General features: G+C 69.7%; 15 protein-coding genes and 2 pseudogenes. 9 read left to right on the forward strand and 8 right to left on the reverse strand.

Going from position 1 to position 14481, the window contains the following annotated elements:
* From OC490_RS20920 to OC490_RS20945, 6 genes and pseudogenes are all read left to right on the forward strand, one after another.
* The coding region (locus tag OC490_RS20920; protein WP_262059487.1) for an SDR family NAD(P)-dependent oxidoreductase at positions 1 to 460 on the forward strand (460 nt) is incomplete at its 5' end.
* A gap of 321 nt (positions 461 to 781) precedes the next feature.
* A complete protein-coding gene (locus OC490_RS20925; RefSeq protein ID WP_262059488.1) occupies positions 782 to 1153 on the forward strand; it encodes a winged helix-turn-helix transcriptional regulator in 372 nt (123 codons plus the stop codon).
* Positions 1154 to 1259: 106 nt separating this feature from the next.
* Positions 1260 to 1976: pseudogene (locus OC490_RS20930) on the forward strand (hypothetical protein).
* Positions 1977 to 2993: 1017 nt separating this feature from the next.
* Positions 2994 to 4232 (forward strand): ice-binding family protein, encoded by a 1239-nt coding sequence (locus OC490_RS20935; protein WP_262059489.1) that lies wholly within the window; start codon positions 2994 to 2996, stop codon positions 4230 to 4232.
* Positions 4233 to 4333: 101 nt separating this feature from the next.
* Complete coding sequence (locus tag OC490_RS20940) at positions 4334 to 5080, forward strand: DUF5819 family protein (protein ID WP_262059490.1); 747 nt, start codon at positions 4334 to 4336, stop codon at positions 5078 to 5080.
* Positions 5070 to 6212 (forward strand): HTTM domain-containing protein, encoded by a 1143-nt coding sequence (locus tag OC490_RS20945; protein ID WP_262059491.1) that lies wholly within the window; start codon positions 5070 to 5072, stop codon positions 6210 to 6212. The genes OC490_RS20940 and OC490_RS20945 overlap by 11 nt, the downstream gene beginning before the upstream one ends.
* Before the next feature lie 541 nt (positions 6213 to 6753).
* On the opposite strand, the pseudogene OC490_RS20950 reads toward OC490_RS20945, so the two are convergent.
* From OC490_RS20950 to OC490_RS20980, 7 genes and pseudogenes are all read right to left on the reverse strand, one after another.
* A pseudogene (locus OC490_RS20950) lies at positions 6754 to 6966 on the reverse strand (transcriptional regulator); the annotation flags it as partial.
* A 90-nt stretch (positions 6967 to 7056) separates the two neighbouring features.
* The gene (locus OC490_RS20955) at positions 7057 to 7635 is read right to left on the reverse strand and encodes a hypothetical protein (protein ID WP_262059492.1); all 579 of its coding nucleotides are present in this window, start codon (positions 7633 to 7635) and stop codon (positions 7057 to 7059) included.
* Complete coding sequence (locus OC490_RS20960; RefSeq protein ID WP_262059493.1) at positions 7635 to 8642, reverse strand: DUF6286 domain-containing Asp23/Gls24 family envelope stress response protein; 1008 nt, start codon at positions 8640 to 8642, stop codon at positions 7635 to 7637. Before OC490_RS20960 ends, OC490_RS20955 begins: the two co-directional genes overlap by 1 nt.
* A complete protein-coding gene (locus OC490_RS20965) occupies positions 8639 to 8824 on the reverse strand; it encodes a hypothetical protein (protein ID WP_262059532.1) in 186 nt (61 codons plus the stop codon). Before OC490_RS20965 ends, OC490_RS20960 begins: the two co-directional genes overlap by 4 nt.
* A gap of 49 nt (positions 8825 to 8873) precedes the next feature.
* Positions 8874 to 9377 carry an Asp23/Gls24 family envelope stress response protein gene (locus tag OC490_RS20970; RefSeq protein WP_262059494.1) on the reverse strand — a complete coding sequence of 168 codons (504 nt, stop codon included), beginning with the start codon at positions 9375 to 9377 and terminating at the stop codon, positions 8874 to 8876.
* 233 nt (positions 9378 to 9610) lie between these two features.
* Complete coding sequence (locus OC490_RS20975; protein WP_262059495.1) at positions 9611 to 10270, reverse strand: fasciclin domain-containing protein; 660 nt, start codon at positions 10268 to 10270, stop codon at positions 9611 to 9613.
* Positions 10271 to 10343: 73 nt separating this feature from the next.
* Entirely contained in the window at positions 10344 to 11960 is a 1617-nt protein-coding gene (locus OC490_RS20980; protein WP_262059496.1) for a sulfite oxidase, read from the reverse strand.
* Positions 11961 to 12261: 301 nt separating this feature from the next.
* Between OC490_RS20980 and OC490_RS20985 the strand changes: the two genes are divergently transcribed.
* From OC490_RS20985 to OC490_RS20995, 3 genes are read left to right on the forward strand one after another with little or no spacing between them, the layout of a single operon-like run.
* The gene (locus OC490_RS20985) at positions 12262 to 12846 is read left to right on the forward strand and encodes an RNA polymerase sigma factor (RefSeq protein ID WP_262059497.1); all 585 of its coding nucleotides are present in this window, start codon (positions 12262 to 12264) and stop codon (positions 12844 to 12846) included.
* Positions 12843 to 13463 carry an Asp23/Gls24 family envelope stress response protein gene (locus OC490_RS20990; protein WP_262059498.1) on the forward strand — a complete coding sequence of 207 codons (621 nt, stop codon included), beginning with the start codon at positions 12843 to 12845 and terminating at the stop codon, positions 13461 to 13463. Before OC490_RS20985 ends, OC490_RS20990 begins: the two co-directional genes overlap by 4 nt.
* Entirely contained in the window at positions 13460 to 13807 is a 348-nt protein-coding gene (locus OC490_RS20995) for a hypothetical protein (protein ID WP_262059499.1), read from the forward strand. Before OC490_RS20990 ends, OC490_RS20995 begins: the two co-directional genes overlap by 4 nt.
* A gap of 31 nt (positions 13808 to 13838) precedes the next feature.
* On the opposite strand, the gene OC490_RS21000 is transcribed toward OC490_RS20995, so the two are convergent.
* Entirely contained in the window at positions 13839 to 14405 is a 567-nt protein-coding gene (locus tag OC490_RS21000) for a helix-turn-helix domain-containing protein (RefSeq protein ID WP_262059500.1), read from the reverse strand.
* Between the last annotated feature and the right edge of the window lie 76 nt (positions 14406 to 14481).

Genomic DNA, 14481 nt, shown 5'->3' on the forward strand with positions numbered 1-14481 from the left:
CGCGCAGTTCGGCGGGATCGACGTCCTGGAGTACTCCCCGGTGGGCACGTTCGGCACCACCGCGCTGACCACCCCGGCGGACACCGAACCCGCGCACGTGCAGCACGAGATCGAGTTCCAGCTCTACGGTGCCATCGCCGCCACCAAGGCGGTGCTGCCCGCGATGCGCGAAGCCGGAACAGGCACCCTGCTGTTCACCACCAGTGCCGGCTCCATGAACCCCCAGCCGCAGACCGCCCCCATCAGCACTGCCATGGCCGCGCTGCGCAACTGGGCGATCAACCTGCACAAGGAACTGGCCGACACCGGCATCCAGGCCACCCACGTCGGCATCGACGCGACGATCGGCACCCCCACCTTCTACGGACAGCCACGGGCTACGGCCGACCAACTCTCCCTCCTCTACTGGGACTTGCACACCACCCACCGCGACCGGGCCGAGCGAATCTTCAGAGGCTGACCCCCGGCTCCCCCCCCGGCTGACCCCCGGCTGATCGTCCTGCCACGAGCGCCACACATCCCAAGTCGTCCCAGCAACTGCCCGCAGAGGAAACGCCATGACCTACGTGCGCGACCGCGAGATCACGTCGTGGCTTCAGCCGCTCCCGAGCGGGACATGTTCCGCCGTCCGAGCACCGCGCGTGCCAGGTGCGGGGGCATCTCACACGTGGAACCGCCAAGCCACGCAGACCAGTCGGGACCGACATCCTGGCGAGGATCGCGCCCGGTACAACGCCCATGGATCCCTCTGCACGACCGCGCCATGCGTATGAATCGGCCGATGCACCCGACCCACGGGAGCGCAGCCCGTCAGGACGCGGTGTCCCGTACACAGGTCGACGAGGGCATCACGCGCGTCTTCCAGCTCCTCGGAAAGCGCTGGACCGGCCCCATCATGTCCGTGCTGATCACGGGGCCGACGTACTTCGCCGACCTGCGCCGGGCGATACCCGGAATCAGCGAGCGCATGCTCTCCAACCGCCTCACCGAGCTCGCCGCCACGGAACTCGTCGTGCGCACGGTGGACAACGGGCCGCCACTGCGGGTGTCCTACCAGCTGACCCAAGCGGGCGCGGCGTTGGAGCCCGCGCTCGAAGAACTCGCGAAGTGGGCGAGGACCCATCTCCCGGAGCGGAGGCGGGTGCCGAGGTGACCTCCCATCCGGTGGGCACGATCACCGAGGAGTAGTCGGCCCAACCGGACGTCGCCGCTCGGATCGTTCCCGCACTGTCGAACCAGCATGGTCGGAGAGCTGCCTGATGGCTGACAGCAAAGGCAGGCGCCGACGCCTCGGAGCGATCCGCCGGCTTCCTTCCGATCGGTATCAGGCCCGTTGTCCGGGACCGGACGGGATCATGCGCCCGGCTCCGGAGACCTTCGCGACGATCGGGGATCGGCGTGATCTCGAGTCGGGGGCGGTCCACTTCAAGGTGTACGCGGACAAGTGGGTTGAAGATCGAGAGCTCTTCGCGTACGTGGGTGGCGTACCGATCGTCTTCAGGTGGCTGGAGCGAAGACCGCGACTGCCAAGGCGTACCGGCTGCTCAAGAACATCATGGAAACCGCCGTTGATGACGGGCTGATCAGGCGCAACCCGTGCCGGATCAAGGGCGCGGGCAAGGAGAAGGCGGCCGAGCGGCCGATCGCGACCGTGGCGCGGGCCGACGCGCTGGCGGATCAACTCGGCCCGCGCCGGCGCCTGATGGTCTTCCTCGGGGAGAAGGGAGCGGCCTTCCGTCGGAGTTCATTCGGTCGGAATGGCGCCGGGCCGTGTCGTCGTCGGCATGCCGGAGGGCTTCCGGTTCTGGGACTTTCGGCACACGGGACACACACTGTCGACGCGACAGCAGGAAGTTGCAGCCGGTCTCGACGCGACCCTAAGCAAGGCACGCCAGGATGCTGCTGTCGTGTCAGAACCGGAAACCGCCGACCCCGACGATCAACGTTCTGGCACGAATCCGGCACGCGGCGACTGATCGCCGAAGACAGCGAAAGGGCCCAGGTCGATGACCTGGGCCTTTGTCATGGAGCGGGTGACGAGAATCGAACTCGCACTCTCAGCTTGGGAAGCGACGGCGCTTGCCGAGCTGGATAGCTTCTGGCCTGGGCATACGTGCTCTGGTGTGGCGCCCGGATGCGTGGGATCACACCGCTGTTGACCGTGGTTGACCGGTCTTGAGAGCACGCTCTGGCACGCCGTCGGCTCGGAGGCGTGACGGGCCACTCCGGGTGGCCGACGTGCGGCCGAGCCCTGGAAGCGGACGCCGGCCGGCGGGGCGCGATTGCACAAGCACACGGCGGAGGGTTCAGCGACGGCCGGGCAACTCCGGGCGGAGGCGATCAGGAATGCCCCCGTCGGCGGATTCAATTCCACTGCCGAGCACCGATGCCTCCTGGGCTGTAACGCGGGCGACGACGGCAATGGCTCCGGCGCGAACACGCCGGAGCCACCCTTCCAGGCGGCTGCACGTGAGAGTGAAGCAACCCACAGTCAATAATACTGCGGGCAGCGCAGCTCGGGCATATTCCGAGCGATGCGCCGACCGCACACTTTCCTTCGGCCTGTCAGGCACGGAATACCGTGATGCGGCGACTCGGCCGTGCCGGGTGCATCACACGTGGCCGGTCTGTCGCGATCAGATCCTCGCGCATCGGATAAGTGCAGGCAGTGGCCGGATCCTCGCCGAGTTCCCCAAGATCATGAAGTGGACCGGCCTCGACCGACACCCATGGAAATGGCTGCCTTCTGTGGGGGCATGAGTGGTCTTCTCGCGGTGGCCTTCCGTCCCGCCGGCCATGCCGGGCGGTCGCACCCGGCGAGGATTATGGATTTACAACCACGCGGCCCATTAAGCATTTCTATGCATTTTGTGGCACTCCTCGCGGGAAAAATCAGTCGGCACACTCCTGGGTAATATGCCAACGCCAGAAACAGGCGATTCTGTGCGACCGGGAACCGCCAAGAACATCCGCTCAAAGGAGTTGGCCCCTCGATGACGCTGAATATCCCTGAAGCGCCGCTACGGCGCACCATGTCGGTGTGGATCGCGGCGGTGACGGCCGTGGTGATCGCCGCTGTCGTGCTCGCGATGACGCCGACAAGCGCAAGCGCCGTTGCCACGCCTGTGCCTCTGGGTACGGCGACCAGTTTTGCCGTACTGGCCGGTTCCCAGGTAACCAACACCGGGCCCTCGTCGATCACCGGTGATCTCGGAGTGTCGCCGGGAACGGCCATCACCGGATTTCCGCCCGGCACGGTGCTCGGGACCCAGCACTCTGCGGACGCGGTGGCGCTCCAGGCCAAGAGGGACCTGGTCACGGGGTACAACAACGCCGCCGGACAAGCACCGGACGTCACCTACCCCACCGCTCCCGACCCCGTGGAGCTCGGTGGCAGGACGCTGGATCCGGGCGTCTACAAGGCACCCATCTCCGCGGGCATCACCGGCACGCTCACGCTCGACGCACACAGCGACCCCAATGCCGTATGGGTCTTCCAGATCGGCTCGACTCTGACGACGGCGTCCGGCAGCAACGTGTCTCTCATCAACGGCGCCTCGCCGTGCAACGTGTACTGGCAGATCGGCAGTTCGGCCACGCTCGGCACCAACTCCACGTTCGTGGGCACCATCATGGCCCAGGAGTCGATCACCGTCACCACGGGAACGACCATCGCCGGCCGGGCACTGGCCCGTACCGGCGCCGTGACGCTGGACAACAACACGATCAACCGCGGTACGTGCGCCGCGGGCGGAACCACCGGTGGTCTGATCACGGGTGGCGTTGTCGCCGGTGCCACGTCGGGTGGCGCCACAGCGGGCACGACGGGCAGCACCACGGTCGGCGTCATCGGCGGCGTGCCGACGGGCGGCGGAACCGGCGGCCTTCTCGGCGGTGTCCTGACGTCGGGTGGAACCACCGGCGGCGCGCTGGGCGGTGTCATCGCGGGTGCTACTACGAGCGGTACGACGGGCGGCACGAGCGGCACCACGGGCGGTACGAACGGTGGTGCGACAGGCGGGTCGACCGGTGGAAACGGCCATCACGATCACGGCCACAAGCCCGGCGGCCATGACCATGGCGGGAAACCCAGCGACCACGATCACGGTGGGAAGCCCGATGACCACGGCGGTTATGGCGGCAATGGCGGGCATCAGGGCAAGCCCGACAAGCCCCACAAACCCGAAGGCTACGGCAACGATCACGAAGGCCACCCCAAGAAAGCTGCCTAGCTCCCCTTGAGCGAGCAGGACGAGCGGCGCGCGACGGATCGTGGTCGATTCCGTCGCGCGCCGTTGGCGCAATCTCAGGAGAAACAGTGAGAGAAGCCAGAATGGAAAGCCCGAGTGGGGCCGTGCCGGGCGGCATCGAAACGGCGGACGTCGACGAACCGGACCGGAGCGGGGATCGGGGCGGCGACCGGGGCGGGACAACCCTTCCGCGCCAAGGGCTTTCGAAGCCTCCGCCCATCCTCCTGAAGGCGGGAACGAGCGCGGCTGTGGCCCTGTGCCTGGCGACGGCCCTGGTCCACGTTCTCCTGGTGTTTCTGCACGTGGCACCCCCGAACCCCCTCTCCCGGCAGTACAGCCGACAGGTCAACGCCTGGGTCTTCCCCCTGTTCGAACAGAACTGGCGGCTCTTCGCCCCGGATCCGGAATCGGTCAACCGGCAGATCTCGGCAAGGACCCTGCACACCACTCCGGACGGCAGTGTGCGGGTGAGCGGTTGGTTCGACCTGAGCGGCGTCGACGACTCGGCGGTGAAGCACGACGCCTTCCCGAGTCACACAGCGCAGAACATGCTGCGGCGGGCCTGGAGTTCGTACCTCGAAACCCATGGCGGTGACGACCGGCCCCGTTCGCAGCGGGCGCTGATGATGCAGCGGTACCTGACCGACATCGCGGCGGACCGCATCACCGACCGTCGTGGCGGCACTTTCGAGTCCGTCCAGCTGCGGGTGATCACCGTGCCCATCGCCGCGCCGGCCGAGGGGCCCGGCCCCGGCTCGTCCGCAGCCGCGCCGAAACCTGTCGAAACGCGGTATCTGCCCTGGTGGAAGGTGACCTCCCGTGGAAACTGAGCAGGCACTCGCCCCGCACCTACGCATCCCACGTATCCCCGATGAGGCGGACGCAGGCCCGCCACGCCGCCGCGTACCGGAGCGGATCGGCGCGTTGCTCACGTTCCTGACCGAGCAGCCGGTCTCCCTCTACGCAGCGGCTGTTCTACGCATTGGCTACGGACTCCTGTACCTCGTCTTCCTCCTGCGCGAGTTTCCGCACCGCGACGAGATCTGGGGACCCGGATCACCATGGACGCCCGACCTGGCCAGGCAACTCTTCGACCAGACAGGGTGGGCCAGCATCCTCACCCTGTCCGACAGCCGGCCGTACTTCGAGACCTGCTACGCGCTGGCCCTCGTCACGTCCGCGCTGTTCATGCTGGGCTGGCGGACGAGAGCGGTGTCCGTGCTGTTCGCGGTCGTGGTGGCGTCGTTCCACGCCAGAGCGATCTTCATGACCGACGGAGGAGACAACCTCATCCTCCTCATGGCCTTGTATCTCGTCTTCACGGCATGCGGCCGACGCTGGTCCCTGGACGCGCGCAGAACCCGTCGCCGGGCCTCCGCGGGGAAGGGGGAGAGCGGCTCGACAGACTCAGGTGCAGACGACCTCCGGCATCAACTGGCCATGTCCCGCCGGACTTTGACGGCGGTACTCCACAACTGCGGCATGTTCGTCATCGCGGCCCAGGTCTGCTTCCTCTACGGGTCCGCGGGCCTCTACAAGGTGCAGGGCGGCTCCTGGGGCAACGGAACCGCCCTCCACTACGTCCTGAACCTCGACCTGTTCCGTCCCTGGCCCGAGCTCTCCCTCATGGTGGACGAACACACCGCACTGATCGCCATTGCCTGCTACCTGACAGTGCTGCTGCAGGTCGCGTTCCCGTTCGTCCTGTTCGGACGGCTCAAATACCCGGTCCTGACCATGCTGCTGGGCATGCACCTGGGCATCGCCGTGCTCATGGGGCTGCCGCTCTTCTCCGGCGCGATGATCATCGCGGACGCCGCTTTCCTGCCGGACCGCTTCTACCGGTCACTGGGACGACTGTTGCCGCGCACCAGCAGGGGCCCAGACGCCTTGAAGACGGCGGCTCCGCCGAGCGGAGAACCAGCACTCGTGCCGTCGCAGTCCGCACCGTCGAGCCACTGAGGACGTGGCCACTGACCTGGGGCTTCAAAAGAGCGGGTGACGAGAATCGAACTCGCACTCTCAGCTTGGGAAGCGAGGGCGCTTGCCGGGCTGGGTAGCTTCTGACCTGGGCGTATGTGCTCTGGTGCGGCGCACGACTACGTGGGATCACACCTCTATTGACCGTGGTTTACCGGTCTCTAGGGCACGCTGTGGGCACGCCGTCGACTCGGGTGTGTGCGGGCCCGCCCTTGAGGGCTGACGACTGGCAAAGCGCTGGAGGTGAGCGTCGGCCGGAGGTGCGTTGTTGCAGGAGTACACGGAGAAGGGTTTAGCGGCGGCCGACCAACTCCGGGAGAAGGCAGTTCGGAGGGACTAGTGCACCGCGGTTCTGTCCGGTGCGGACATCGCCAGCACGGCAGAGCGGGCCAACTTCAGGGAGAGGGTCAGCGAGGAGGTGTTGGTCATCTGGCGGCAGCAGGGTGTTTGAAGACCGGAAAGCTCAGGTGAAGTTCGTAGCCGCCGTCGGTCGTCCCGCGCTCACGTCGGGCCGGGGGAGGGTTCAGCGGGTCCCGGCCGCTGTGGTCGGCACCTCCGCCGGGGCGTCGCGCAGGCCGAGGCGCAGGTGTTCGACGTGGTAGAGGGCCTGCTCCAGCAGTTCGGCGACGTGGTTGTCGTAGAGCGCGTAGATGACCGAGCGGCCGCGGCGTTCTCCGGTGACCAGGCCGAGGTTGCGCTGCAGCCGCAGTTGGTGGGAGCAGGCGGACTGTTCCATGCTGAAACGAGTCCGGTCTGTCAGTGGGTGAGATCGACGACGATCTTCCGTTCGGCCTGGTCAACAGTGCGTACGGTACCGGCGGGTGCTTCAGCGGATGCGCCGGCCGCGGTGTGAGCGGGCGCTGAGGCGGACCTGTGTGCGGACGGCGTGGGGAGCGAGGGCGCTCTCGGTCCGGTCGGCAAGGGTGGCGAGGGCGGGCAGCACGCCGGCGGGGGCGGTGTCCGGGTGGAGCCACACATGCATCCTCACCTGAAGGTGGTCGCGTCGTCCCAGCAGACGGGTACGGCAGCCCGCGACTCCTGCGACGGCGACTGCCTGATGGGTGACGGCGTCTTCCAGGGCTCGGGTCCGCAGGGCGCTGTCCGGTGCGGACAGGGGTACGACCGGGCGGGCGCCGCTGCGCAGCTGCCGGGCACACCACAGGGCGAACACGCTGGTCGCGGCGATCGAGCCCGCCAGGACCGTGGGTGTCCACCAGCCGTGTGTCCGCAGTCCGGGAAGCCGGTCCGCGTCCAGGAGCACGGTGTGCTGGCCGGGCCGGGGCCACGGCGCCGGAAGGTGCGGTGCCCAGGGCGCGAGGGAGAGGACGAGTCCCGCGCAGGCGAGGAGGAGCAGCCCGGCCAGGGCGAGGACGGTCCGGTTGAGGACCGTGCGCAGTCGTGGCATCAGGGGTTCGCTCCTTCGGGAACGGTACGGGTGGGTTGTACGCCCGACGTGTCTCCCCCGTCCGGCGCGGGTGTCGTCGCCGGGTCCCAGGACGGCTGCGGCCGGACGGCGACGCGCAGCCGCGGTGGGCGGCGCAGGCTGCAGTCCTCCAGCGTTCGCCGCGCCGCTTCACGGGCCTCGTCGCGCGCGGTCGTGCGGTCGCCGAAGGCGAGGCGGGCCCGGACGGCGACGCGGCGGCGCCGGACCCGTACCGTGACCGCGTCGATGCCCGCCGTCGCGGCCACGGCGTCCCGCACGAGAGCCGCGACCGCGCGGCGGTCGACCGCCGCGCCCAGCCGCGCGTCGCAGTCGACGGTGAGCAGCCCGCGGTGTCCAGGTGTCAGAGCCAGGACGACCAACAGCAGGCCGAGTACGGCGACCAGTCCGGAGCCGACGACGACACCGGGCTCGCCGGGGCCGTGCCCAGCCATCCAGTGGAGGATCCCGGTGCGCCAGGCGGCGGCCGGGCGGTGCGCGGTGTGGACCATGACCATGTCGAAGGCCAGGGCGCCGGCTGCCACGGCCGCCGTCAGCGTGACCAGTGTCATCGGCAGCCGCCGTTGCGACCACCGGCGCCGGGGCGTGCGGGTGCCGCTTGTCGCCGTCGTCGGTACCCGGGCCGGCGTCCCCTTCTGTGCTGTGGCCGCCACGCTGTCGGCCGGCAACGGGGTCAGGGCGGTGACGCCCACCCGCGGCCGGGCGACATCGAGGCCGGTCAACTGCCGGGTGCGGGCGCCGACATGCTCCTGGAGACTGCGTACCGTCTCGGCCAGCGGGGCCGGATAGGGCAGGGCCACATCGACGGCCACGTCCGCCCGCCACCCGCGCACGCCTGCGCTGCCTTTCGCGACGCCGTGCACGGCCGTGGCTCCACGGTCGGCCAGCGCTTCGGCGGCCGCCCGTTCGGCGATCTTGCGAACGGCCTTGTCCGAGACGGTCGTTGTGCCGCGCTGTGCCGCCGTGGTCATCGACGGCTCCGCTCGAAGGCGTCCCGCAGATCCCGCATCCGTCCGCCACCGTCGAACCAGTGGCCCACCGCCCACCCCAGCGCACCCAGTGCGGCCACGAGGAGGAACGCCCCGAAGCCCCCGAAGAATCCGGCGAAGGCCAACGCCATCCCGGCGGCCATCCCCACGACCGGTCTGCTCACCACGTGTTCCCTTCTCGACGGTTTCCGGACCCGCTGCCAGAGAGAACGATCACTCCACCCGGGAGTCCGTGAGCTGGCTCTCGGTGTCGTCCTCGGGCAGGTGCACGTCGTTGACGGTGACGTTGACCTCCACCACCTCCAGGCCGGTGACGCGCTCCACGGCGGAGATGACGTTCTCCCGCACGTCACGGGCGACGTCCGTGATCGGGACGCCGTACTCCACGACGAGGTCCACGTCGATGGCCGTCTGGCGTTCGCCGACCTCGACCTTCACACCGCGTCCCACGTTCGGCCGGCCGCCGGGTACCCGGTCACGGACGGCGCCGATGGTCCGCGACAGGCCGCCGCCCATGTCGTACACGCCCGGGATCTCCCGTGCGGCGATGCCCGCGACCTTCACCACGACGACATCGGCGATCGACGTACGGCCCCGGTTCGCGGCCGGCTGGTCGGCGCCGGCGACACCGCCGGAGACGTCTGTCGTGGTCTGCGCGGGCTTGCGCGTCTGCGGGGTGGACACGTTCTGGGAAGTCGGTGCGGTCTGCGTGGTCATGGCAGGTCCCCTCTGCTTCGTCAACGGTTGCTCTCACTCCGTCAGACCCGTCCCGGCCGTGTGTGTGACGCGGGTGTCCGGAAAATCTCGGCCCTGTTCCGCCGGTCCGGGACCACGCGCCCGTGCGATGCCAGGGGGCCGGGGCGATTGCCCCGGCCCCCTGCTTTTCTCCCCGTCACAGGAGTCGGGCCGCCGGGCACCACCTGCGTGGCGCCCGGCACGTGGGTGGTGCGTCAGCCGGCGGGCATCAGGACGGTGTCGATGATGTAGACGTTGGCGTTGGCCGTCCTGACGTTGCCGCAGACGACCTTGGCGGAGTCGTTGACGGTGTACGACTCGCCGGAGCCGGAGGTGGTGAGCTTCGACTTCTCCAGGGTGTCGAAGGAGCCGTTCTCCAGGTCCTTGGGCGCCAGCTTCTGGCCTACGACGTGGTAGGTGAGGATCTTGGTCAGCTGGGCCTTGTCGTTGAGGACCTTGTCCAGGGTGGCCTTCGGGATCTTGGCGAAGGCGTCGTTGGTCGGTGCGAACACGGTGATGTCCTGGGCGTTGTTGAGGGTGTCGACGAGCCCGGCCTTCTTCACCGCCGCCACGAGGGTGGACAGGGCGGGGTTGTTGGAGGCGGCGGTGGCCACCGGGTCCTGGGCCATGCCGTCGAAGGAACCGGCACCGTCCTTCGGGACGGCCGCGCAGCCGGTGCCGAACGGCTGGTCCGCCGAGGCGGTGCTGCCGGAGCCGGTCATGCTGTCGTCCGAGGTGGTCGCCGACGCGGACGCCTTCGAGGAAGAGTCGGACTTGGTGGAGTCGCCGCTGTTGTCGGAGCAGGCGCTGAGGGCCAGCGGGAGCACGGCCGCGGCTGCGACGGTGACGGCGATGCGGCGGAGGCGGGTGTTCATGGTGTTGCTCCTGTTGTCGGGTGCAGCCTGAGCTGCGGTGATAGAGGGAACGGGAAGAAAGTGGCTTGAGGGGTCAGTCGACGGTCACGACCACGGAGTGCCGGCCGCTGGCGCCGTCGGGGATGGTCTTGGCGCGCTTGTCGGTCTGCACCGCGCCGGTGCGGTCGGTGGCGCGGACGGTGAGGGTGTGGCCGCCTTTGGCCGCCTGCCAGGGGAAGGACCACTGGCGCCACGTGTCGCGCGTGTCCTCGGTGGCGAGCCGGGCCTCCTGCCAGGGCCCGTCGTCGACGCGGACCTCGACCTTGTCGATGCCGCGGTGCTGGGCCCAGGCGACCCCGGCGACCATCACCGTCCCCGCTTTCGGCCGGGCGAACGGCTTGGGGGTGTCGATCCTCGACTCGGTCTTGATCGGTGCCTCGCGGGCCCAGCCGCGCTTGACCCAGTAGGGGTCGTAGGCGTCGAAGGTGGTGAGTTCGATGTCCTTGATCCATTTGCAGGCCGAGACGAAGCCGTACAGGCCGGGCACGACCATGCGGACCGGGAAGCCGTGCGCGAAGGGCAGCGGTTCGCCGTTCATGCCCAGGGCGAGGAGGGCGTCGCGGCCGTCCATCAGGTCCTCGACCGGGCTGCCGATCGTCATCCCGTCCACGGAACGCGCCACCAACTGGTCGGCCGGGCCGCCCTTCGACGGCGGCTTCACCCCCGACTCGGCCAGCAGATCGGCCAGTCGTACGCCGATCCAGCGCGCGTTGCCGACGTACGGGCCGCCGACCTCGTTCGACACACAGGTGAGGGTGATGTCGCGCTCGACCAGTTCGCGCCGGAGCAGGTCGTCGAAGGTGAGGGTGACCGGGCGTCGTACGCCCCGCCCGTGGATGCGCAGCCGCCAGGTCCTCGCGTCCACCTTCGGCACCACCAGGGCGGTGTCGACGCGGTAGAAGTCGGCGTTGGCGGTGACGAAGGGGCTGATCCCGGGGATCCGCAGACCGGCGCCCCTGGGTACGGCGGCGGCTGGGGAGGCAGGACGGGGCAGGACGACCTTGTTGCGCGAGGCGACCGCGTTCTGGCCGTTCGCACTGTTCAGCGTCCGGCCCAGCACCCCCGCCCCGGCGGACGCGGCGGCGGCGGCCGGCGCCGCGATCACAAAGCCGCGACGGTCCCAACCCGCTCCGGAAGACGGACCGTTCCGTTCGCCGCCGAGCGGTTCCGCCGACGGAACCCGCCGCGCGAGGCGGCCCACCAGCACGTAGAGCACCGCGGCTCCCGCGATCGCGCCCACCACGGAGGGCAGCGCGTCGGAGAGACTCGTCGAATCCGGCCGACTGGTGGCCGATACCGCTCCGACAATTCCGAAGAGCAGAACACCGGCGGCACCGCCTCGCCGAAAACGCAGTGCGACAATTCCCAGCACCAGTGCGAAAAGCGCCAGCATCGCGAGAATTCCGAGCTGAAGAACCAGCTTGTCATTGGTGCCGAAGTGCCGGATCGCCCAGTCCTTCACCGCGGCCGGGGTGCGGTCGATCGCCGCGCCGCCGACCGCCACGACCGGACCGGCCTGCGGACGCACCGCAGCCGACACCAGCTCGGCGACGCCGAGCGAGGCGAGGCCGGCCAGCACACCACTGCACGCGCCCAGGGTCGGGCGCGCCCAGTCGAGGCGCTGTCGCGTCTGCTTCTCGTCGTCGGTCACGTGGGGAATCCGACTCCGAAAGCCCGGCGGATTGGTCGGCTACCCGATCGGATGAACTTATTTCCCGGACCAATCCGGGCCCGAGCCGGCTACGGATATAAAAAACATTCGGTTCCCATTTCTCTTCTGCCGAGCGAGCGGTGTGACCGCCGCGGTCACACCGTGTGGGCCGACCTGCCGCGCGGCATCGCCTGATCCCGACTCGGGGCATCCGTAGAGCGCCCGTTCCCGGAAGTCATGCGTAACGAGGGCGGCGCAGCAGTGTCCAACCCTGAGAAGACCGGACGAGAGGAGCCGCACAGTGGTGGGGGCCCGCACACAGAGCGCACCACCCGACAGCGGGGGCGACACGGACGACGCCCTGTTGGCGGTCCGGGCGGCGGAGGGCGACGAGGACGCCTTCGCCGTCCTCGTCCAGCGCCACGCACCGGCGTTGATCCGGCTGGCCACGCGCCTGCTCGACACCCGGGTCGAGGCGGAGGACGCCGTACAGGACGCTTTCCTCAGTGCCTGGCGGAGGCTGCCGGAGTTCCACGGCCACGCCTCTTTCGGTACGTGGATGTACCGGATCGTCACCAACCGCTGCCTGAACGTGCTCCGCTCCCGCAGACCGACGGCCTCGCTGGAGGCGGCCGGTGACGTGCCCGCGGCCGAGCACGCCACGTCGCCGGCCCGGATCGCGGAGGGGCGCGACGCGGTCCGCGAGGTGCGGGAGGCCCTCGACCTGCTGTCGGCCGAGCAGCGGGCCTGCTGGGTGCTGAGAGAATTGGACGGCCGTTCCTACGAGTTCATCGCGGACGCGGTCGGCATCAGCCAGGTGGCCGTCCGCGCCCGGGTCTTCCGCGCACGCCGTTGTCTGACACAAGCACTGGGGGCCTGGCGATGACCGCCCACAACGACCCGCTCGACGACGCCCCCGGCAGCGAGGACGAACACCTCGCGTGCGGACGGTTGATCTCCTCCGCGTGGGAGGCATGGGAACAGCAGGCTCAGGACCCGCATCTGCTCTCCTGCCCGCACTGCCGGCGGGCCGTGAGCGAGCTCGAAGCACTGGAGACCGCCGTGCGCGGCCTTCGCGACGACGCGGCGGACCCTTCGGGCGACGACGTGGCGACGCTGACGCAACGGGTCATGGACGTCGTCCGTCTCGAACTTCGCCCCGGCCGGCCGATGCCCTTGGGCGAACCGGGCGAGAATCTGTGGATCATGGAAGCGGTCGCTGCCCGGTCCCTGCGTGCCGCGGCCGAGCGGGTGCCCGGAGTACGGGCCGGCTCCTGCCGCCTCGTCCCCGGCCCGGACGCCGACGAGACAGCCGCTGTGGAGGTCCGGCTCGACGTCCACGCGCCGTCCGGCGCCGTCCTGCCGGACCTCGCGGAACAGGTTCGCCGACAGGTGTGGGCCGCCGCGGACCGCGAGCTGGGCATGGCCGTCGCGTCGGTGGACATCCGTATCACCGACCTCGTCGACACCCCGGCCGACAGCCAGGAAGGCTCCACCCCATGACCCGGACCGCCGTTCACGCCACGCTCACCGAGGAGATCGCCCGCGCCGTGGAGGACCTGCCGGGTGTGGCATTCCTCAGACCGGGGCTCACCGGCCTGCTGCGCTCCGCCCTGCCCTGGTCCGACCGGAGTACGACGGCCACCGCGTCGGCGGGGGTGCGGGTGAGCAGGCTCAGCGGCGCGGAGGGCTGGCAGGTCGAGATCAGCCTCGTCGCGCTCCGTCACATGCGCGGTGTGGATGTCGCGCGCGCCGCCCGGCGCACCGTCGAGGAGCTCGTGGCCGCGTTGTTTCCCGCGGAGACGATGCCGGCGCAGGTCAGCGTGACCGTCACCGGCCTGGTCTGACCCGCTGCCTGCGTCGTGTCCGCGGAGTGGGCTACATGTGCGGCGGCGGAGAAGTGATCATGAGGTGCAGGAAGACCGTCCAGGCGCAGGCCGCGGCTGCCACGACACGGAGTCTGCGACGGCGCGCGGGTGCCACCGGATCGGGGCCCGCTCCCACGGGAAGGGCGACCGCGACCGGGGCTCGCCCGGGTGCGACCTCGGGTGTCACGGGTACCGGCGGGACGCACGGCTGGGGCGCCGGACGGGCCTGCGGCCGGGCGGCCGGCCGCCCTGGGCGACGCCTCGCGGCCCGGCGGGGCGGGTGCACCGCCGGCGGCGGGGCCGCTGTCCTGGCCTGGGCGGGGGCGAGTCCCTGGGCCAGGCCGTTCAGGAACGCGGCGTAGGCGGCCCGCCGCAGGCCGGTCGGGGTGGTCCGGCCGCTTTCCCAGGAGCGCACCGTCGCGGTGGTCACACCGAACGCCGCGGCGACCTGCTCGTCGGTGAGCTGCCAGGCGCGGCGCAACCGGGCGCGCTCCTCGGGTGCGGGCAAAGGGGCCTTTCCGTCCCGGCGGCGCGGGTGGGACGGCATGGGGTGCTGGGGCAGAAGGTTGATCGTCACGACCGTATGACAACCGGCAACCATGTCATGTGATCACGGCGGATCCCGATTGCACCCGTATGCCGTAACGCATCAC

The organism is Streptomyces sp. STR69 (genome assembly GCF_024519455.1).
In the GTDB taxonomy this organism is placed as follows: Bacteria; Actinomycetota; Actinomycetes; order Streptomycetales; family Streptomycetaceae; genus Streptomyces.

Coding starts and splice junctions, on each gene's coding strand:
- OC490_RS20925 (WP_262059488.1), top strand. CDS start 782: ATGCACCCGACCCACGGGAGCGCAGCCCGTCAGGACGCGGTGTCCCGT.
- OC490_RS20935 (WP_262059489.1), top strand. CDS start 2,994: ATGACGCTGAATATCCCTGAAGCGCCGCTACGGCGCACCATGTCGGTG.
- OC490_RS20940 (WP_262059490.1), top strand. CDS start 4,334: ATGGAAAGCCCGAGTGGGGCCGTGCCGGGCGGCATCGAAACGGCGGAC.
- OC490_RS20955 (WP_262059492.1), bottom strand. CDS start 7,635: ATGCCACGACTGCGCACGGTCCTCAACCGGACCGTCCTCGCCCTGGCC.
- OC490_RS20960 (WP_262059493.1), bottom strand. CDS start 8,642: ATGACCACGGCGGCACAGCGCGGCACAACGACCGTCTCGGACAAGGCC.
- OC490_RS20970 (WP_262059494.1), bottom strand. CDS start 9,377: ATGACCACGCAGACCGCACCGACTTCCCAGAACGTGTCCACCCCGCAG.
- OC490_RS20975 (WP_262059495.1), bottom strand. CDS start 10,270: ATGAACACCCGCCTCCGCCGCATCGCCGTCACCGTCGCAGCCGCGGCC.
- OC490_RS20990 (WP_262059498.1), top strand. CDS start 12,843: ATGACCGCCCACAACGACCCGCTCGACGACGCCCCCGGCAGCGAGGAC.
- OC490_RS20995 (WP_262059499.1), top strand. CDS start 13,460: ATGACCCGGACCGCCGTTCACGCCACGCTCACCGAGGAGATCGCCCGC.